General features: G+C 50.0%; 17 protein-coding genes. 8 read left to right on the top strand and 9 right to left on the bottom strand.

Annotated features, from left to right (window positions below):
- Window positions 1-216: 216 nt before the first annotated feature.
- Window positions 217-1011: a thymidylate synthase gene (locus HMPREF2608_RS07870; protein WP_070826545.1), complete on the top strand. Its 795-nt coding sequence runs from the start codon at window positions 217-219 to the stop codon at window positions 1009-1011.
- Window positions 1012-1070: 59 nt separating this feature from the next.
- Here the strand turns inward: HMPREF2608_RS07870 and HMPREF2608_RS07865 are convergent, their stop codons facing one another.
- Window positions 1071-2510, bottom strand: coding sequence for a transferrin-binding protein-like solute binding protein (locus tag HMPREF2608_RS07865; RefSeq protein WP_070826544.1), 1440 nt, complete (start codon window positions 2508-2510; stop codon window positions 1071-1073).
- A 362-nt stretch (window positions 2511-2872) separates the two neighbouring features.
- Here HMPREF2608_RS07865 and smc point away from each other — a divergent pair, with 362 nt between their 5' ends.
- Window positions 2873-6355 (top strand): chromosome segregation protein SMC, encoded by a 3483-nt coding sequence (gene smc / locus HMPREF2608_RS07860; RefSeq protein WP_070826543.1) that lies wholly within the window; start codon window positions 2873-2875, stop codon window positions 6353-6355.
- A 96-nt stretch (window positions 6356-6451) separates the two neighbouring features.
- Here smc and HMPREF2608_RS07855 read toward each other — a convergent pair whose 3' ends face one another.
- From HMPREF2608_RS07855 to pmbA, 3 genes are all read right to left on the bottom strand, one after another.
- Window positions 6452-6961 (bottom strand): cold-shock protein, encoded by a 510-nt coding sequence (locus HMPREF2608_RS07855; protein WP_070826542.1) that lies wholly within the window; start codon window positions 6959-6961, stop codon window positions 6452-6454.
- Between the two features lie 154 nt (window positions 6962-7115).
- Entirely contained in the window at window positions 7116-8285 is a 1170-nt protein-coding gene (locus tag HMPREF2608_RS07850; RefSeq protein WP_070826541.1) for a glycosyltransferase, read from the bottom strand.
- Between the two features lie 87 nt (window positions 8286-8372).
- On the bottom strand, window positions 8373-9704 hold the full coding sequence (pmbA, locus tag HMPREF2608_RS07845; protein ID WP_070826540.1) for a metalloprotease PmbA: 1332 nt from the start codon (window positions 9702-9704) through the stop codon (window positions 8373-8375).
- A 124-nt stretch (window positions 9705-9828) separates the two neighbouring features.
- Here pmbA and yjgA point away from each other — a divergent pair, with 124 nt between their 5' ends.
- The 4 genes from yjgA (at window position 9829) to HMPREF2608_RS07825 (ending at window position 13901) form a co-directional block, all read left to right on the top strand.
- Window positions 9829-10362 (top strand): ribosome biogenesis factor YjgA, encoded by a 534-nt coding sequence (yjgA, locus tag HMPREF2608_RS07840; protein WP_070826539.1) that lies wholly within the window; start codon window positions 9829-9831, stop codon window positions 10360-10362.
- Window positions 10363-10433: 71 nt separating this feature from the next.
- A complete protein-coding gene (locus tag HMPREF2608_RS07835) occupies window positions 10434-11144 on the top strand; it encodes a hypothetical protein (protein ID WP_070826538.1) in 711 nt (236 codons plus the stop codon).
- Window positions 11145-11246: 102 nt separating this feature from the next.
- Complete coding sequence (recJ, locus tag HMPREF2608_RS07830; protein ID WP_070826537.1) at window positions 11247-12947, top strand: single-stranded-DNA-specific exonuclease RecJ; 1701 nt, start codon at window positions 11247-11249, stop codon at window positions 12945-12947.
- Between the two features lie 18 nt (window positions 12948-12965).
- Window positions 12966-13901 carry a DMT family transporter gene (locus HMPREF2608_RS07825; protein ID WP_070826536.1) on the top strand — a complete coding sequence of 312 codons (936 nt, stop codon included), beginning with the start codon at window positions 12966-12968 and terminating at the stop codon, window positions 13899-13901.
- A gap of 70 nt (window positions 13902-13971) precedes the next feature.
- On the opposite strand, the gene HMPREF2608_RS07820 is transcribed toward HMPREF2608_RS07825, so the two are convergent.
- The 4 genes from HMPREF2608_RS07820 to HMPREF2608_RS07805 form a co-directional block, all read right to left on the bottom strand.
- Window positions 13972-14955: a hypothetical protein gene (locus HMPREF2608_RS07820; protein ID WP_070826535.1), complete on the bottom strand. Its 984-nt coding sequence runs from the start codon at window positions 14953-14955 to the stop codon at window positions 13972-13974.
- 18 nt (window positions 14956-14973) lie between these two features.
- The gene (locus HMPREF2608_RS07815; RefSeq protein WP_070826534.1) at window positions 14974-15405 is read right to left on the bottom strand and encodes a hypothetical protein; all 432 of its coding nucleotides are present in this window, start codon (window positions 15403-15405) and stop codon (window positions 14974-14976) included.
- Window positions 15406-15423: 18 nt separating this feature from the next.
- Complete coding sequence (locus HMPREF2608_RS07810) at window positions 15424-15855, bottom strand: hypothetical protein (protein ID WP_070826533.1); 432 nt, start codon at window positions 15853-15855, stop codon at window positions 15424-15426.
- A 100-nt stretch (window positions 15856-15955) separates the two neighbouring features.
- On the bottom strand, window positions 15956-17437 hold the full coding sequence (locus HMPREF2608_RS07805; protein WP_049344070.1) for an aldehyde dehydrogenase family protein: 1482 nt from the start codon (window positions 17435-17437) through the stop codon (window positions 15956-15958).
- Window positions 17438-17777: 340 nt separating this feature from the next.
- Here HMPREF2608_RS07805 and adhP point away from each other — a divergent pair, with 340 nt between their 5' ends.
- Window positions 17778-18821, top strand: a complete 1044-nt coding sequence (gene adhP / locus HMPREF2608_RS07800; RefSeq protein ID WP_079453675.1) for an alcohol dehydrogenase AdhP — start codon at window positions 17778-17780, stop codon at window positions 18819-18821.
- 69 nt (window positions 18822-18890) lie between these two features.
- On the opposite strand, the gene HMPREF2608_RS07795 is transcribed toward adhP, so the two are convergent.
- The gene (locus HMPREF2608_RS07795; protein WP_070826532.1) at window positions 18891-19814 is read right to left on the bottom strand and encodes a pseudouridine synthase; all 924 of its coding nucleotides are present in this window, start codon (window positions 19812-19814) and stop codon (window positions 18891-18893) included.
- Window positions 19815-20023: 209 nt separating this feature from the next.
- Between HMPREF2608_RS07795 and HMPREF2608_RS07790 the strand changes: the two genes are divergently transcribed.
- On the top strand, window positions 20024-20326 hold the full coding sequence (locus tag HMPREF2608_RS07790; protein WP_070826531.1) for a hypothetical protein: 303 nt from the start codon (window positions 20024-20026) through the stop codon (window positions 20324-20326).
- Window positions 20327-20380: the final 54 nt, after the last annotated feature.

Below are 20380 nucleotides of genomic sequence, written 5' to 3'. Positions count from 1 at the left end.
GCCGAGTAATTAAACTAGAAAATGTTGAAAATTTTTTTGTAAAAATTTAATTCAGCTCAAAAATTTGTGTAAATTAGCGCTAAATTGTCAACATTGTTAATGAGTGTACTACGCGAATATGGGGAAGGTTGCCCCATTGAAGACAGAGAGGCAGGCCGTCTGAAAATTCGGTACAATACACACGAAATTCCCACAACACATACATTAAGGAAACACATGAAAGCCTATCACGACCTTATGCGCCATGTTCTCGACAATGGTATCGACAAATCCGACCGTACCGGCACCGGCACGCGTTCCGTGTTTGGTTACCAAATGCGTTTTGATTTGAGTGAAGGCTTTCCGCTGTTGACTACCAAAAAATTGCATCTGCGCTCGATTATTCATGAGCTGCTTTGGTTTCTCAAAGGCGATACCAACATCAAATACCTGAAAGACAACAACGTTTCCATTTGGGATGAATGGGCGGATGAAAATGGCGATTTGGGCCCGGTTTACGGCTACCAATGGCGCAGCTGGCCCGCACCCGACGGTCGCCATATCGACCAAATTGCCAATGTGGTGGAACAAATCAAGAAAAATCCCGACTCGCGCCGCCTGATTGTGTCCGCATGGAATCCAGCTTTGGTCGATGAAATGGCCTTGCCGCCTTGCCACGCACTGTTTCAGTTTTACGTTGCCAACGGCAAACTGTCCTGCCAGCTTTACCAACGCAGCGCCGATATTTTCCTTGGCGTACCGTTCAACATCGCCAGCTACGCATTATTGACCATGATGATGGCGCAAGTGTGCGGACTGGAAGCCGGTGAATTTATCCATACGTTTGGCGATGCGCATTTGTACAGCAACCATATCGAGCAGGCCCGACTGCAATTAAGCCGCGATTTCCGAAGCCTGCCGACCATGAAAATCAACCCTGAAGTCAAAGACTTGTTTGAATTTAAATTTGAAGACTTTGAATTGGAAGGCTACGATCCGCATCCGCACATCAAAGCAGCCGTATCGGTGTAATCCAAATTAAAAATAAAAAGGCCGTCTGAAACTTCAGACGGCCTTTTGTTTAGGCAGGTTTATTGACGTTTCGCGCCATAGCCACCGATTAAGTGTTCGGTTGCATCTTTGTTTTTCAAGCCGTAAGTGCCGCCAATTTCTGCAGCATTGGGGCCGTAGAATTTGCCGTTCAGGTTGCCGCTTAACTTGTCATCGGCCGTGCTGACTTTACCGGAGAAGAGGTTGCCGTCTTTCCAGCTTGCCGTACCTTTGAAATCGTAGTTTTTATCTGCTTTGGATACGCGCTTATCATTTTCCAAAGTATGGAAGTGTGAGTTTGATGTTTCAAAACGGACACCTTTGAGGCCGAAATCAACGATAGCCATGACATTGGAAGTCAACTGACGATTGTTCTTGTCGGTAACCACATAGGCAGTGGAAATACCTTTGTAGGTGGCTGTACCTTTTGCAGGCAGGGTAGTGAAGACAGTCTCATCACCCAAGCTTTGGTAGCCTTGGTATACATGTCCTTTAGGGTCGGTGTAATGCGCGAAGGTTTGATATGTCCAGCCGGCTGCGGAAGGATCATGCAACACAATCTGGGTGCCATCGCCAAAATTGATGACATAGACACCGTCGAATTGTTTGTCGAAAACTAAGCCATCTTGGTCTGGACGGAAATAGGCTAGATTATTGCTGGCTTTTTCATTCATTTCTGCTAGTTTAGCCCGAACTTCGAGATTTTTAGCGTATAAAGTATTTAATTCTTCAATCTTTGCTTTGATCTCAGTTACTTTTTTATTGTTAACTGGACCGGCTTCTGGATTTTCTTCTTTTTCAAGTTTTTCTTGTTCAGCTTTTAACTTTTTAGAAATTTCAACAATATTGTCATCCAAAGTTGATTTACCGTATGCAAATTTGGTATTTTTCTCTTTGCCCGTTTGTTCGCTGACATCAGTTTGAGTATTTCCTTTTGAATATACTTTGGCAATAACAGAAGCGGAACTTGTCCATGTAGGTTGGGTTGCGCTGCCATCAGAGGTCTTATTAAATAACACAACGCCGTCCATTTTGACTTCATCATTGTTGTTAAAGTCAATAGAGCTGATCAGGCCATTTTGGTTGCGGTCTTGATTGTCTGTTTGGAACATTTTGCCTGCGGCATCTTTGCGGATTTGTACGTTAGGGTTGGATTGTTGTGCACCTTTGGAAGATATGAAATGTGTGTGCAAAGGCTGGGTAACGTTGGCCGGATCGATTGGAGCTTCATCGGTCAGTTCGGCAAGGTTGTCGGCACTGTTAGTAAGCGTAGTAGACGGCGCTTTCGGAGTGTTGGCATTGCTGTTATTGTTGGTAGGATTACCATTGTTGCCAGCAGAGTTGCCGGTATTATTGGTAGGAGTCGCGCCGGTGCTTAAAGCAGATGAACCGCCGCCTCCGCCACCACCGCATGCGGACAAGATGGCTGCGCTGATGGCTGTAAAAACGATGGTTTTAAGTTTGGTTTGGATGTTTGACATGAGATTCCCTGTATAGTTATTCGCTTGATGAAAAGGTTGGAGAGATCGTTTATCTGATTTTTAAACCTTTAATGTCCGATAATAACCATAAATCATAAAAAAATAAACAGTTTGTTTGCATTTCTGTACAAAAATTAATCAAAGGGAAGGTGGTTGGGTGGATATTTTCTTAGTTAATTGTTTTATATGAATTTATTTTGAATATTTTAGTGAGTTCGATAGCTGGTCTGTTTCTTTTTAACAAACTTTTCAGACGGCCTTTTGAAGATAAAAAAGCAGTCGGACTTTCTAGATGCTTTTCTCTCAACGGATAAGCGTATTTCCGTTAAAATACGCCTTCTTTTCTGATTCGAAACATTGCCATGCGCCTGACCCACATCAAACTCTCCGGCTTCAAATCTTTTACCGACCCGACCACGATTCATGTGCCGGGGCAGCTTGTTGCGGTTATCGGGCCGAACGGCTGCGGTAAGTCGAATGTGATTGACGCGGTGCGCTGGGTGTTGGGCGAGGCTTCGGCGAAGCAGCTTCGCGGCGAGAGTATGCAGGACGTGATTTTTAATGGTGCGGCGACGCGCCGTCCTGCGCCGAGGGCTTCGGTGGAGCTGGTGTTTGACAACAGCGACCACAGTTTGCAGGGGGCGTGGGGGCAGTATGCCGAGGTGAGCATCAAGCGGCAGCTGACGCGGCAGGGCGAATCGACTTATTTCATCAACAATCAAACCGTGCGCCGCCGCGACATTACCGATTTGTTCTTGGGTACGGGCGTGGGCGCGCGCGGTTATGCCGTTATCGAGCAGGGGATGATTTCGCGCATCATCGAAGCGCGGCCGGAGGAGTTGCGCGCCTATATAGAAGAGGCGGCGGGCGTGTCCAAATATAAGGAACGCCGCAAGGAGACGGAAGGCCGTCTGAAAGACACGCGCGAGCATTTGCAGCGTTTGGGCGATTTGCAGAACGAGTTGGCGCGTCAGGTGGAAAAGCTGGAAAAACAGGCAGAAACTGCCGAACGCTACAAATCCCTGACCGCGCAATTGAACCAACAACAGGATTTGCTCGATTACGCCCAATGGCAGCAATCGCTTGCCGCTGCTGATAAGGCGACCGCGCAGCATCAGTCTTTGCAGGCGCAGCAGGACGAAACCGCCGCGCAGGTTCAGGCATTAAACGACGAAGTACACGCCTTGCAGACCACCGAACAATCGCAGCAGCAGGCAGTACACGAATTGAGCAATAAACGCGGCGTGTTGCGCGAGCAGATTGCCCGTTTGGAAGAACAAATCCGCCATCAGCAAAACCTGCATCAACGCATCGAACGCGACAAGCAGGCAGCGCAGGCGCAGTTGCAACGCATTCATCAAGAGCAGCAGCAAATCCGCGTGCAGCTTGAAGAAAACGAGTTGCAAGCGGAAGAAAAGCAAACCGAATTGGCGGAATGGGCGATGCAGGTTGCCGAACACGAAGAGCGTCTGCCCGAATTGGAAGAAGCCCAAGCCACGCTCAACGCCGCCTTCCAAACCCAGCAGGACGAGGCAAACCGTATCCGCCGCGAACTGGCGTTGAAACAGCAGCAGCTTGCCCATGCCGAACAAACCGTTGCCAAGCACGAAGAGCGCAAAGGCCGTCTGAAACAGGAAAACCAAGCCCTGAACCTGCCTGACGAAGCCGAAACCGCCGCCGCGCAGGAAGCAGCCGCCTTGTTGCAAAGCCAGCAAGAGCATTACGAAGAACAAATCATTGCCGCCGAAGAAGCCTTACACACTGCCCGCGAGGCGTTTCAGACGGCCTCAAACCGCTTCCAAAGCCTGAAGCAGCAACACATCACCTTGCAGGCGCAGCAGCAGGCGTTGTTGCAAATCCTGTCGCAACAGCAGGAAGCCGCCGACTTCTGGCAGGCAACCGACCACGCCGCCGCGCCGCAACTGTGGCAATACATCACCGCGCCCGCCGAGTGGCAACACGCCTTGTCCGTCATCCTTGCCGAACGCCTGCACGCCCGCGCCGTGCCGCACGGTTTCGTTCCGCCCGCGCCGTTGCCGCAGGGGCAGGCGGCATGGCTTTCAGACGACCTCTCCGGCGGCATCAAAAAATCCCTGCCCGTACAGGCATTGCTGAACCAAATCCAAGCGCAGCCGCCGTTTCAGACGGCATTGCACCACTGGCTCGACGGCGTATTGTGTGCGCCCGATTTGAATTACGCCCTCGCGCATCAAAGCGATTTGGGCGCGCATCAAATCTGGCTCACGCCCGAAGGCCATCAGGTCGATAAAGTCAGCGTCCTGCTCTATGCCAAGCCCGCGCAGGAAAGCCTGATTGCCCAAAAAGCGCGCCTTGACGGCATCGCGTCCGAACTGGAAAACCTCGCCCCCGAACTTTCCGCCGCCGAAGCCGCGTTCAAACAGGCGGAAGCCGCTGTGCGCTCGTCCGAAGTGCAACATAAAAACCTGATGCAGCAGCAACAGCAGCACACGCGCCAATACAGCCAAGCTCAGCAACGCGCCGCCGAACTTCTGGCGCGCACCAACCAAGGGCAAATCCGCCGCGAACACATCGAGCGCGAACTGGCGCAGTTGGCGGAAGAGCAAACCGTGTTGCAACACACGTCCGACGGGCTTTCAGACGACATCGTTACTTTGCAGGAAGCCGCCGCCGAACTCGAACACCAACAGCAAACCGCCGCGCACAGCCGCCAAGAGCAGCAAGGCCGTCTGAAACAGGCGCAGCTTGCCCTGTTGGAAGCCAACCGCCAATATGGATTGGCCGAAGTTGCTGTTCACAAGCTCAATCAGCAAAAACAAAACTACCAACAGCAAATTGCCCAACTTGAACAGCAAACATTCGATTGGCAGGAACGCCAACAAGAGCTTGCTCTCGCCTATGAAACCGAGTTCCAAAACGACGAGCAGCACATCAAGCTTGAAGAATTGAGCGAAGCCGTACAGACCTTGGACGAAGAATATATTGTCGTACAAGAAAAACTTGCGCAGATTCAGGAGCAAGGCAGGGAGCAATACGCTAAAGTGCAAACCCTGCAAACCCAGTTGCCACAGCTTCAGGCCGCCACCCAAACAGCCCTGTTGCAGCAGCAGGAAGCCCTGATTAACGCCAAACGCTACCATCAAAACCTGACCGAACGGGCCGCTGATTTGGACGCGCTCGAAGCGTTGGCGAAAGAATCGCCGAAAGTATTGAACAGCAGCATCGGCAGCCTCACCCAGCAAATCGAAGCCCTCGGCGCCGTCAACCTCGCCGCTTTGCAGGAACTCGAAGAAGCGCGCGAACGCGACGGCTACTACCGCAGCCAGAGCGAAGACGTGCAGGCCGCCATCACCCTTTTGGAAGAAGCCATCGCCCAAATCGACGACAAAACCAAAGAGCGTTTCAAAGAGACCTTCGACGCCGTCAACAGCAAAGTCCAAACCTTCTTCCCGACCCTGTTCGGCGGTGGCGAAGCCACCCTCAAAATGATAGGCGACGACCTCCTGACTGCCGGCGTGTCCATCATGGCGCGCCCGCCCGGCAAGAAAAACAGCACCATCCACCTCCTCTCCGGCGGCGAAAAAGCCCTCACCGCCATGAGCCTCGTGTTCGCCCTGTTCAGCCTCAACCCCGCCCCCTTCTGCCTTCTGGACGAAGTCGACGCCCCGCTGGACGATGCCAACACCTCGCGTTTCTGTAATCTAGTCAAAGAAATGTCGGCGCAAACCCAGTTCCTCTACATCTCCCACAACCGCCTGACCATGGAAATGGCGGAGCAGCTCGTCGGCGTAACTATGCAGGAAAAAGGCGTATCGCGCGTTGTAGCCGTAGACATTAAACAGGCGTTGGAAATGGCAGAGCCGTGATAAGGTAAGAACAAAGGCCGTCTGAAAGAATGAGGAAGAAATCTATAATTTCATCTTCCCATTTTTTCAGACGGCCTTTTTGTATTGGATAAAGCGTTATTGTTTCGACGAATCATCTTTGGCGCGTTGAGGCTGCCCCGAGCGTTGGTTGCTGCCATTGACGGCATCGCGCCATGCTTTGCGTTCGGCTTCGATTTTGGCAGCTACTTCGTGAACCATGGTTTCTTGTTTTTTGACGGCCGGCTCTTCCGGTGTGTTGTCGGAAAAGTGGAGGCCGTACCACAAGGCGGCGAAAATGCTGCAGACGAAGATAACAACGATCAGGCCGACGATGGCCTGTTTGCCGGCGAGGGGTTTTTCGGGAGGAGGGACGAGGACATCAAAGCAGTCGGCGCAATCAAGGGCGAAGCAGACGTTTTCGGCTTCTTTGCGGCCGCGCCGGCCTTCTGTGATGTTGAAGGAGATGTGTTGCCCTTCGGCCGGAAGGCGGGTAAGGGTGGTGAAGGCGGCAAGGGCAAGAAAGATTTCTTGGCCTGTGTCTTCTATGGTAGCGGCTCCGAAGCCGCGCTTGCTGTTCCAGCGAGTAATCGTTCCGTAATAGCGCATAATGTATGTGGGGATATTATTATAGGTAACAGTTTTTCCTTGGACTGATTTTAAATCAAAAAGTTTAGTTATTGTCTTAATTTTACACTAGATTTGTCTTATTGGAAGCAGGCAGGCCGTCTGAAGGATTTCAGACGGCCTGTATGGTTTATGCCTACTTATTAAGCACTTTTTGGAAGGTGTCGATCAGGTGTTGCGCAATGGCACGGCTGCCGAATTGTTGCAGGCAATCTTGGCGCAAGCGGACGGGATTGTAGTTTGCATGGTTTTCGTAGAGGGTGAGCAATGCTTTGGTCAGTTCCGGTATGTTTTCGATTGGCACCAGCAGGCCGTTGTCGGATGTGACGATGGATTCGGGGCCGCCGCAGCGTGTGGCGATAACGGGCAAACCTTGCGACAGTGCTTCGATATAGACGACGCCGAAGGTCTCGGTACGGCTGGCGAGGACGAATGCGTTGCTGTGGCGCATGAGGTCTAGGGTTTGGTCGGTGGTTAATGCGCCGGTAAAGGTAACGGCGTGATTGATGCCCAAGTCGCTTGCTAGTTGTTTCAGACGGCCTTCTTCTGCGCCGCCGCCGCCGATTTTGAGTTTGAGCTGCGGATAGGTTTTGAGTGCTTCTGAAAAAGCAGGCAGGAGCAGGTCGTGGCCTTTGAGGTGGCGCAGGTGGGAGACACTGCAGAAGGTAAAATCTTGATTGTTTTTTTCGGGGAACTCGAAATCCTGTTCAAAATTGCCGCCCAGCATATTGGGCAGGTATTGCCAGTCTGTACCGGCGTAGGTTTTTTCGAGAATGCGGCAGAAATCACGGCTGACGGCGAACCGGGCTGCGCTGTGGCGCACGGCTTCGTGCATGGATGGCCATTGGTTTTTGCGGACAAGGCCGCGTGAAATGGCGCTGCTGTGTTCGGTAATCACATAGGGAATGCCGTATTTTTTGAAGATGGCGCAGGCCAAAATGGCGGCATAGTTGACGCAATGGGCGTGAATTACGTCGGGTTTGCCGTTGTCGGCGATATAGGCTTCAAAAGCTTTCATGCCTGCGTTGACCCAGCGGATGCGGTCGATATCGACAACCGGACAGCGCGGGAAGAAATACATGCTGTCGTAGGCGTAAGTATTGAGTCCGCCTTGCTGATGGCGGCGCAGGCCGTAGAAGCGCGAGAAGATGGTTTTCGGCTGGCTTCTCAAATAGCGGAACATGGGCACGACCATGCCGATTTTTATGCCTTCGCGTTGCAGTGCTTGGGCTTGGAGGCGGAAAAAAATTCCGTCCACGTCGGTTTCGGAAGAAGGATACCAAGAGGGGATAACGACAATATGCATGATGTGTTTTTTATGGAAGTAGATAACGGCGAGGCCGTCTGAAAAGAAAAGATATCTTTCAGACGGCCTTTTGTCTATTTAGTTCAATCAGTTGCCGGCAACTGTCATTTTGGAAACCAAGATGGAGCCGATTTGGTTGGACGAACGGCGTAATGCGTCGTCTGCCACGCCGATGATGTCGCGGTACATATCCTGCAAACGTCCGGCAATGGTGATTTCCTGAACCGGGTAGGCAATGACGCCGTTTTCCACCCAAAAACCGGCTGCGCCGCGCGAGTAGTCACCAGTAATGCCGTTGACACCTTGTCCCATCAATTCGGTAACCAGCAAACCTGTCCCCATTTCTTTCAACAGGTCGGCCTGCGCGGCGTGGGTGTGGTTCAGATACAGATTGTGCGCGCCGCCGGCATTGCCCGTTGTCTGCATGCCGAGTTTTTTCGCGCTGTAACTGCTGAGGAAATAGCCTTCGACGACGCCGTCTTTCACCACAAAACGAGGCTGCGTGGCCACGCCTTCGGCATCGAAATAAGTGCTGCGGAACGAGCGCAGGATATGCGGTTCTTCGCGCAGGCTGAGAAACTCGGGCAGCACCTGTTTGCCGATGCTGTCAATCAGGAAGCTGCTTTGACGGTAAAGCGCGCCGCCGCTGAGTGCGCCGATAAGGTGGCCGATTAAACCGACTGCGACGGTGGTGTCGAACAGTACGGGATAGCTGCCGGTCGGAACGCTGCGGCTGTTCAGACGGCGTAAAGTCCGTTCGGCTGCAGTTTGGCCGATGAGTTCGGGCGCGTCCATGTCTTCGTGACGGCAGGAAGAATCATACCAATAGTCGCGCTGCATGCCGTGTTCGTCGCTGGCGACCACGCTGCAAGAAATGCTGTGGTGCGTGCTTTGCTGGTGTGCGGCAAAGCCGTGGGTGTTGCCGTAAACATATTGGTAATGGCCGGTATGAACCGATGCGCCTTCGGAATTTTCAATGCGTTTGTCCGTTGACAGCGCAGCCTGTTCGCATTGCTTGGCCAAATCGATGGCGGATTCGGTACTCAAATCCCATTCGTGGTAGCGGTCGAGGTCGCCGATATGGGTTGCCATCAAGGCAGCATCGGCAAGATCGGCGCAATCGTCTTCGGCGGTATAGCGTGCAATATCGATGGCGGCTTTGACCGTATCTTGCAGGGCACGTTCGGAGAAGTCGGCAGTGCTGGCGCGGCCTTTGCGTTGGCCGACATAGACCGTAATGTCTAAAGATTTGTCTTGTTGGAACTCGATTTGTTCGATTTCGCCCAAGCGCACGCTGACGCTTTGGCCGAGCGACTCGCTGAAATCGGCTTCGGCCGAGGTGGCGCCGGATTGTTTGGCCAAATCCAGCGTGTGTCCGCACAAGCGCAACAGCTCGTCCGGTGTGTGGTTAAACAGCATAAAAAGGTTTCCTGACAGGGTTTTGCGGCATTTTAACCGTTTCAGACGGCCTCTGCAAAAATCGCACGGAAAGGCCGTCTGAAAACTGATAAAATAGGCAGATTCAGAAAATCAGGGAAACACAATGTTTGAACAAGAAGACGAATGGGTCAGCAAAACCCAAATGAAAAAGCAGATGAACGATTTGCAGGCTTTGGGTATGGAATTGACCAAGCTCTCCAGCGATACGCTGAAAAAAATCGGCTTGGACGAAGAGCTGTTCGAGGCCATCGCCACCTATAAAAAAATTACGTCCAACAGCGCGCTCAAACGCCAAGCCCAATTTATCGGCCGCCTGATGCGCGATACCGACCCTGCGCCCATCGAAGCCTTTTTGGCCAAACTGCGCGGCGACAATACGGCGCACAATGCCTTTTTGCAACGCGTCGAGCAGGCGCGTACCCGACTGTTGGCAGACGATGGCGCAATTACCCAATTTATGGCCGATTTTCCGCAAGCCGACGCCGGTAAATTGCGCACCTTGATCCGCAACACTAAAAAAGAGCAGGAACAAAACAAACCGCCGAAAAACTTCCGCGCGCTGTTCCAAGAAATTAAAGCAGTGATGGAGGCCGGTCAATCTGATGCTTCAGAAGAAGGACAGGATTGGGAAGAATAAACCGTAAGGCCGTCTGAAAACGGATTGCGGTTTTCAGACGGCCTGTATCGTAATACTGAAGGAGGATGACTATGAAATTTCGCCACTCTGCAACCGTCTTGCTGGTTGGTGTATTGACCCTCAATGGATGTACTGCCTTTCTTTGGGGAGAGAACAACCCGTTCCATAAAACCACAACCGAAAAAACCGTTGCCAAAGACAATATTCAAGCATTTGGCGTGGTTGCCAAAGACAATACGCAACTGGAAACAGGCAGCTTGGTCATGATGGGCAAAAAATATTGGTTTGTCGTTAATCCTAAAGATTCGGCCAAATTGAAGGCAGTCTTGGATGTTAAATTGGACAAACAGTTTCAAATGGTTCAGCAAAACCCAAGATATGTGTATGAGGCTTTGCCGGTCGAATTGAAATCTCCTAAAGCGCAAACTTTCCGCTCGGATTTCTGCCTGCGTTACGATACTCAAAAAGCTGCCGAGATTGCCAAGTTGAAACAGTTGGCGTTTAAGTCGGTTGAGCTCGATGACAAAACTGTCTATACGCGGTGTATTTCTACCGAAGGTCATTATTATGCGACGCCGAAAAATGTTGCCGAAGACTACCGTTTTGACACTGCCGTTCCGGTCAGAATTTATTATACGGAAACCAAAAAAAGCACCGATGTTCAGAAGTTGACGGAGAATATCCTGCAAACGCCATTCACATTGGCTTTGGACGCAGTCGGCGCAGTAATAGCAGTTCCCTTTGTCGTGATTGGTAAAATTGTTGATGCTTCACGCAAATAATATCCAAGGCCGTCTGAAAACGGATTGCAGGTTTCAGACGCCTCCTCCTTAAAATAAACGCTTCAAAAATATTAATTTTCTCTCTATTTAATCCCACACACCATGTCCGTCAAAATCCAAACACGTTCCATTAATCCGACTGTTTTTAACGACTTGCTTACTGCCGGTACCGATCCTTTGATTGCGCGGCTGTGTGCTGCGCGTGATGTGCAAAGTCCGGCCGAGTTGGACGACAAACTTGCTGCGCTTTTGCCGTATCAAACGCTGACAAACTGCGAAGCCGCCGCCGGCCGTTTGGCGGATGCGATTGAGCGTCAGGAAAAAATCCTGATTGTCGCCGACTACGATGTAGACGGTGCGACGGCGTGTTCCGTCGGTATGAGCGGTTTGGCGGCGATGGGAGCGAAAGTGGATTTCCTTGTGCCCAACCGCTTTGAACATGGCTACGGCTTAACGCCCGAACTGGCTGAAATCGCGGCTGAGCAAGGTGTGGATTTGTTGGTAACGGTGGATAACGGTATTGCCAGCATTGCAGGCGTGGCGCGTGCGCAGGAATTGGGTTTGGATGTGATTGTGACCGACCACCATCTGCCTGCCGAGACCGTACCCGACTGCATCATCGTCAATCCAAACCAAAAAGGCTGCGGTTTCCAAAGCAAAAGCTTGGCGGGCGTGGGCGTGATTTTTTATGTATTGATGGCTTTGCGTGCCGAACTGCGCCGCCGCAATTATTTTTCAGACGGCCTAAAAGAGCCGAATCTGGGCGACCTTTTGGATTTGGTCGCACTTGGTACCGTCGCCGATGTCGTTACATTAGACCACAACAACCGTATCCTCGTGTCTCAAGGTTTGAAACGGATGCGTTTGGGCAAAATGCGCCCCGGCATCCGCGCCTTGTTTGAAGTAGCGCGACGGGATTGGCGCAAGGCTCAGCCTTTCGATATGGGCTTTGCGTTGGGCCCACGCATTAATGCGGCCGGACGGCTGGACGATATGTCGGTCGGTATTGCCTGTCTGTTGGCGCGAGATGATGCCGAGGCGCAGGAACTGGCGGCGCAGTTAAACAACCTCAATATCGAGCGCCGCGAAATCGAGCAATCCATGCTACAAGACGCGCTGAATGATTTTCCTGAAACCCTGCCTCCAGGGCAGACGACTTTGGTGGCATATCGCGATGACTTCCATCAAGGTGTGGTCGGCATTGTTGCCAGCCGCCTCAAAGACCGCTTTTATCGTCCAACCATCGTGTTTGCGCCTGCCGACAACGGCGAAGTGCGCGGTTCGGGACGCTCCATTCCCAATCTGCACCTACGCGATGCTTTGGACTTGGTATCCAAGCGCCATCCCGATTTGATTTTGAAATTCGGCGGACACGCGATGGCGGCAGGTTTGAGCATACTTGAACACAATATTCCTGCATTTCAGACGGCCTTTGAAAAAGCCGTGCGCGAGATGGTGTGCGAAGACGATTTGTCGCAAACCTATATTACCGACGGCAGCCTGCCCGCCCGCGATATTACGCTGGAACAGGCGCAGAACCTTGCCCGACACGTTTGGGGGCAGGGCTTCGCTCCGCCGAGTTTTACCGACGAATTTCACGTTATCCGCCAGCAACCTTTGGGTGCGGAAGGCAAACACAAAAAAGTCTGGCTGCAAAAAGACGGCTACGAATTTGAAGCCATGTTTTGGCGTTGCAGCGAAGACATTCCCGAATACATCCGCACGGTGTACCGCCCCGTTGCCAACGAATGGCGGAATAATCTTGAATTGCAGCTTTATATCGATTACTGGGAAGCCGCGTAAACAAAGGCCGTCTGAAAAATGAAGAAACAAAAACCTTGGCTCGGCTTTTCATTGGCGCTGCTTGCCACCATGACTTGGGGCTCGCTGCCGGTTATCGCCCAACAGGCCTTAAAAGCCGTCGATGCGCCCACGCTGGTGTGGGTACGCTTTTTAGTGGCTTCGCTGGTGTTGTTTGTATTGCTGGGTTTGACCGGCAAGCTGCCGAGGCCGTCTGAATTTTCCAAGCAAACCTTGTTTTTATTGGTGTTGGGCATTATCGGCATTTCTGCCAATTTCGTTCTCGTTGCCATGGGTTTGCACTATATCTCGCCGACAACCACGCAGGTGTTGTGGCAGCTCTCGCCCTTTACCATGATTTTGGTCGGCGTAGGCGTGTTTAAAGAAGCCTTTACGCATTGGCAAAAAATCGGCTTGATGCTTTTGCTGACGGGTTTGGTCATGTTTTTCAACGACAAATTCAGCGAACTTTTCAGCTTGGGCAGCTACGCGGTCGGCGTGATGATGGCAGCTTCGGGCAGCATGATTTGGGTATGCTACGGTGTGGCGCAAAAACTTTTGTCCAAACATTTCAATTCGCAACAAATCCTGCTCATGATTTATTTTTGCAGCAGCTTTGTTTTCCTGCCGTTTGCCGAACCATTGCAAATCGCACATATCGGCAATCCGTTTTTATGGGGCTGCTTTATCTATTGCTGCTTAAACACGCTGATCGGCTACGGTTCATTCGGCGAAGCACTCAACCATTGGGACGCTTCAAAAGTCAGTATCGTAACCACGCTGATTCCCGTATTCACCATGATATTTTCCACCATCGGCCATCATCTCGCCCCCGATTATTTTGCCGCTTCAGATATGAATATCGTCAGCTATGTGGGTGCTATGGTGGTTGTGGCCGGCGCGTTGCTTGCTGTAGCCGGAGAGAAAGTGATGGGGCTTTTTTTGAGAAAGATATAAAGCATTTATTGAGAAACAGAATAAAGCAAGGCCGTCTGAAACAAGTTTCAGACGGCCTCATGTGGAACGGTCAGCCGAAAGACCGTCCTCCCAATTCCCTTTCCGCAGGATTCTGCTGCACAGAAATTTCCCTCGCTGCCGTTTGTTGCCGTTCCTGTTCCATTCTTTCCTGTACTTTAGCATTGAAAGCATCAACAACTTCGCGGTTTTCCGCCAAAACCTGTTTGGCGAAAGAGCCGTCCTTATCGTTGAGTAAGCCTTGAACCAAGGTATGGAATTTATCTGCTTGGGATAGCGATTTTTCACGGGTCGGAGCGGTAACGTCCTCGATGTGTTTGTCTCTGCGACGGGCATCGGCGGGATGTTTGACGCCGTAAGCCGTATTCATACGGAAGTTTTTTAAATCTTCCATATCCAGTTTGCCTTCGACTTTGACCTGTCGTCCTCCCGGCAGCCTTACTCCGTTATCTTCTTTACTCTGGCTGAGGAACTCCACCAAAGCTTCGTTTACTTTTTTGCCATATTGGTTGCCTATATCGGCAATAAAGACTTGTGCCTGCATATTGGATTGCAGGAATTGCTTGTTTTCAAGATTTGTGATTTTAGAAATAACTTTATGGACTTCACCAACTTTTTTATTAAGAACTTTAACATAATCCCGATTGATTAATGAGATACCGGTTTCGGAAGCCAAAGCCTGATTCAATTTCGGTTTCAGATTTTGATACACCTGTTTGTCTTCGGCAGACATTTTATTGAATGGCTTGTATAGATGGATTTGCATCTGCTTTATTTCATTATCGGAAATAAAACGGTTGCCTTTTGAGTCTGCTGCCTCTCTCGCAATCCGTTCCAACAAATTCCTCCCTTCATTATTGCCGCCTATGTCGTACTGGATAGGACCGAAACTCGGACCGCTGGCAGCCTTCTCCGCATTTGATATTTTGTACGCGCCGCGCCCGCCCGACAATTCGTTTACCATCATGGCTTGATGGATATAGTATTTCAAACCGTCTTCCGGTTTCAGATGGTCTCCGCCTGTAAAACGACTCATATCAGTCTCCTATAAAAATTAAAAACGTTCCAATGCTTTCAAGTGATATTGTGTTTGTTGAACGTCACACAGATAGAGGATTTTATCTGAAGGAGTTTTCAAATCGGTTGTGATTGTCGGGTCGGAACAAAGTTCCTCCTTATAAGCCTTCCATTTTGAGCGGATGCTTGCAAAATACTGTTTTGTCAAGCCATGAAGTTTTTGGTCTTTGGCAGTGGCACGTCGAAATAAATCTTCGTACTTCTTATCTAATGCAATTTCAAAATCTAATAGGGTAAGCCTCAAACAATCTTCATCCATTTGGTCAACAGGTTCGGGACAAAGATTCTTTTCCTGTTTCGGTTTAACGGCATTTGCAGCTTTATCAGACGAACCTGCCGCACCGACACAGGCGGCGGATGTCATTATTACCAGAAACGGCAGAATGCAACGGATTTTGTGTTTCGACATATCAGTCTCCTATAAAAATTAAAAACGTTCCAATGCTTTTAAATGAAGCTGCGTCTGTTCGATAGCGCAAAGAGTGTGAATCCGATCCGCCGGTGTTTTCAAATCGGTCGTTACCGTCGGGTCGTAACATAGTTCGTCCTGATAAGCCTTCCATTTTGAGCGGATGCTTGTAAAATACTGTTTTGTCATGCCATGAAGTTTTCGGTCTTTGGCAGCGGCACGTCGAAATAAATCTTTGTACTTCATGTCCAGTTTGTTTTCAAGTTTCAGCAGAGTAATTTCTAAACAATCTTCATCCATTTGGTCAACAGGTTCGGGACAAAGATTCTTTTCCTGTTTCGGTTTAACGGCATTTGCAGCTTTATCAGATGACCCTGCTGCACTGACACAGGCAGCGGATGCCATCACGGCCAGCAGTGGCAGAATGTAACGTGTTTTGTGTTTCGACATAATTTATCTCCTAAAAAAGTTATTGTGTAATTAATAGGGCAGTTTGAAAAGTTTTCAAACTGCCCTATCATGTTTAAACCGCTATCATGCGAACATTCAATCAATAGAAGCCTTCGCGCTCTTCGCGGGTGGAGATGTAAATGTTTTTCACCTGCGTATAAGCGGCGAGCATCATTTTGTGGGTCTCGCGGCCGATGCCCGAAGTTTTGTAGCCGCCAAACGGCGCGCCGGCAGGCAGGCGGTTGTAGCAGTTTACCCAAACGCGGCCGGTTTCCAATGCGTTGGAAACGCGCAGGCAGCGGTTGATGTCGGTACTCCACACTGCGCCGCCCAAGCCGTATTCGCTGTCGTTGGCCATTTTGATGACTTCTTCTTCGGTTTTGAATTTAATCACGGTGGCAACCGGGCCGAAGATTTCTTCTTGGGCAACACGGGCTTCGTTGCTGCTGGCTTCAATCAAAGTCGGTTCGACAAATTCGCCTTTGCCCAATTCGCCTTCGATTTTTTTACCGCCGGTAATGATGCGGCAGCCTTCTTGTTCGCCGATTTTGACGTATTTCAAAATGGTCTCGAGTTGACCGGCATTGACTTGAGAACCCATTTGGGTGTCGTCTTCCCAAGGCAGGCCGACTTTGATTTTTTTGAATTCTTCAGCCAAAGCATTGACGAATTTGTCGTAAATGCCTTCTTGTACAAAAATGCGCGAACCGGCGCAGCACACTTGGCCTTGGTTGAACAAAATACCTTTTTGCGCGCCTTCGAGGGCTTTGTCGAAAGGCATATCGTCGAAGAAGATGTTGGCAGATTTGCCGCCCAATTCCAAAGTGGACGGAATCAGTAATTCAGCAGCAGCGATGCCGACGCGGCGGCCGACTTCGGTTGAGCCGGTAAAGGCCAGTTTGTTGAAGCCTTTGTGGTGCAGCATGTATTCGCCGGATTTGGAACCGCGGCCGGTAATCACGTTCAACACGCCTTTAGGCAGCAAGTGGTTGATTTTTTGAGCAAGGGACAACAGGCTCAATGAAGTGCTGGAAGAAGGGTGGATGACGATGGTACAACCTGCGGCCAATGCCGGAGCGATTTTCCATGCGGCCATCAAGAATGGGAAGTTCCAAGGAATGATTTGGCCGACAACGCCGATCGGTTCACGCAAAACGATGGACAGGTCTTCGGCATCAAGTTGGGTCGCAGTGCCTTCTTCGCCGCGGATCACGCTGGCGAAATAGCGGAAATGGTCGGAAGCCAAAGGCACGTCGGCGGCGCGGGTTTCGCGGATCGGTTTGCCGTTGTCCAAGGTTTCTTGCAGGGCGAACAATTCGGCGTTTTCATCGATTACATCGGCGATTTTGTTCAAAATGGCCGCGCGTTCGGCAGTCGTGGTTTTGCGCCATGTTTTGAACGCTTCTTGCGCAGCGGCTACGGCAGCATCGACATCGGCATCGGTTGCGTCTGTGAACTTAGCCAACTCATCGCCATTGGCAGGGTTGTAAGAGGATAAAAGTTTGCCTTCGCTACCTTTTGTCCATTCGCCGTTGATCAAAAGGCCGTATTCTTTATCAAACACATTTAAATCTTTTGCCATAATGCTGTCTCCTTAATGAATGGGAATAGGTGTTTCACACCATGAAAAACAGCTTATGCTTTTTTCTTTTTAAGTTCAAGTACTAAAAATGAGAATATTCTCAAAATTTACATTTGCAATGTTGTTTTATGTAGCAGGCCATCTGAAAAATAAAGGATTTGATTGAAATGAAAGTATATTTGTTAATATATTTAAAGATTTATACGGCTTAAATAGATTTTGTTATGGTATAACATTATAACTTATTGTTTTAAAAAAGATTATGGGTTGACGGCTTCGGATATGGGGAGTATTCTCATTTATAGCTAAACAGTTTTTCAACACTCTAGGAGACTCTCTCATGAAAATGCATGCTGTGGTAGTAAATAAAGATGTAGCAGGTGATGTAGAAGTTGTTGAACGCGAACTGCGTCCGCTGGAATACGGCGAGGCGTTGGTGGAAGTTGAGTATTGTGGCGTCTGCCACACCGACTTGCACGTTGCGGCAGGCGATTACGGCGACAAACCGGGTCGCGTGCTGGGACATGAAGGCATCGGTTTGGTTAAAGAAGTTGCCGACGGTGTGAAAAATCTGAAAGTCGGCGACCGTGTCAGCATCGCATGGCTGTTCCAAAGCTGCGGTTCTTGCGAATACTGTAATACCGGCCGCGAAACCTTGTGTCGCTCTGTATTGAACGCAGGCTATACTGCCGACGGCGGTATGGCGACCCACTGTATCGTGAGTGCCGATTACGCGGTCAAAGTTCCTGAAGGTTTGGATCCTGCGCAAGCTTCCAGCATTACTTGTGCCGGTGTAACCACTTATAAAGCCATTAAAGTTTCCGGCGTTCGTCCGGGCCAATGGATTGCGATTTACGGCGCAGGCGGTTTGGGCAACTTGGCGGTTCAATACGCGAAAAAAGTGTTTGGCGCGCACGTTGTTGCCGTTGACGTCAACGATGAAAAACTGGCTTTTGCCAAAGAAACCGGTGCGGATTTGGTGATCAATGCCGCCAAAGAAGATGCGGCTCAAGTCATCCAAGAGAAAACCGGCGGCGCACATGCAGCCGTTGTAACAGCCGTATCTGCTGCCGCCTTCAACTCAGGCGTGAATTGCGTCCGCGCAGGTGGCCGTGTTGTTGCGGTTGGTTTGCCGCCTGAGTCTATGGACTTGTCTATCCCACGCTTGGTATTGGACGGCATCGAAGTGGTCGGCTCTCTGGTCGGTACCCGCAAAGATTTGGAAGAAGCATTCCAATTTGGCGCAGAAGGTTTGGTTGTGCCTAAAGTCGAATTGCGTGCTTTGGATGAAGCGCCTGCTATCTTCCAAGAAATGCGCGAAGGTAAAATTACCGGCCGTATGGTGATTGATATGAACAAAGAGTGCAGCTGCATTCATCACTAATCAAATGATTCCGTGACAAAAAGGCCGTCTGAAAAATTTCAGACGGCCTTTTTTATTGGATTGGATAACTTAAAGCGTAAAGCTGCTTTCAAATACGCGGATTTCTCTGCTGACAGGATCAGTAAACTCTATTCTTTTGGCCAAAAGTTTTAAAGGTTTGTCGTAGTCTTCCTCGCCGGCCGCCAATGGGGTAGGGTAAAGCGCATCGTTCATCAACGGCATGTTCAAACTCATCATATGCACGCGGAGCTGGTGTTTCTTTCCTGTATGCGGTGTGAGGCGGTAGAGGCTGAATGCGCCGCGGTTTTCGATAAGCTCGATGGTTGTGTGGGCGTTGGGTTCGCCTTCCGTTTCCCGCGTGAGAAAGAATTTTTCGCCGCGTTCCATTCGTGACGAAATATGCAGCGGATAGTCCAAATCCGTCCGCGTCGGCGCCACCGCTTCATAGGTTTTTCGGACGGTTTTTTCTTGGAACATGGTCTGATAACCACGACGCGTGGCAGGGTTGAGCGAAAGCAGCATAACGCCTGCCGTATCTTTGTCCAAGCGATGAATCGGCGTAATGTCTTCAACATTCAAATGCTGCAATTCCGGCCGCAGACGCAGGCGCGTGAGCAAGGTTTCCCGCAAAAACCTGCCGCTGGGGATGACGGGCAGAAAATGCGGTTTGTCCACTACAATCAAATGCTCGTCAATATGCAAAATCTTTTCTTCAAACGGAATACGCGGCTCGCTCTCACGGCTGGTTTCACGGTAATAAAACATCGTCTTACCGGGCTCGAATAAAGTATTCTCATCAAACAGTACGCCATCCGCGCCCACCACAAAACCGCTGTTCAGCCGCCGCCGCCAGTTTTCTTTGCCGACAAAGGGAAAATGAGCGCATAAAAAATGCAGCAGCGGCAAGCCGTAAAACTGCTTTTCATGCGGTAAAACCAAGTAGCTGGGTTTGACACCGTCTAAAAGGGGGAGGGGGTTGGTACGTTTTTTCATGTGGCGGATTGTACTCGGTTTTTAGGATTTTTTCAGACGGCCTTGTTTATATGGAAAATAAACTTCTAATAACGGATATGTATTGATGCAGGTTTTGTGCTTAAATAGATTCTTCAAACGACCAAAGAAACTGGTTTCTTTGGAACTTGCTTTTGTGGCATAAATTAAAGAAATGATAAAGAAGCAATATTTGAGAAAAGGAGAATATTATGCAGAAAGAAATCAGCATAATCATCATGTTATCTGTGTTTTCCGTATCCGCTATGGCGGGAGGGGAAGTTCGGCTTGGCAAGAGTAAGGCATACGATAATGAGTATGAACTTGTGGCAGAGCATGAAGTCAATGAAGAAGTTTCACAATTAAATCAAGACGAGTATGCCGCACATCCAATACGCAACGATAGCGGCGTCATGCAGTCAGGGAAGGCGGCTTCAGGCAGACAAGCTGTTTCCCAATACGGAAAACCTAATTTGCCGCCTGTACGCTTAAATCCGCATCCTTCACGACCTTGATTTCAAAATCAAAGGGTTGCTCCATTTGTTTGGGCAGCCCTTTTGTTTTGTTGG

This window comes from Neisseria sp. HMSC064D07 (genome assembly GCF_001837185.1).
Classification (GTDB): domain Bacteria; phylum Pseudomonadota; class Gammaproteobacteria; order Burkholderiales; family Neisseriaceae; genus Neisseria; species Neisseria flavescens_C.
The sequence above is the reverse complement of the archived record's forward strand: the minus strand, read 5'-3'. Positions and strand labels throughout refer to the sequence as shown.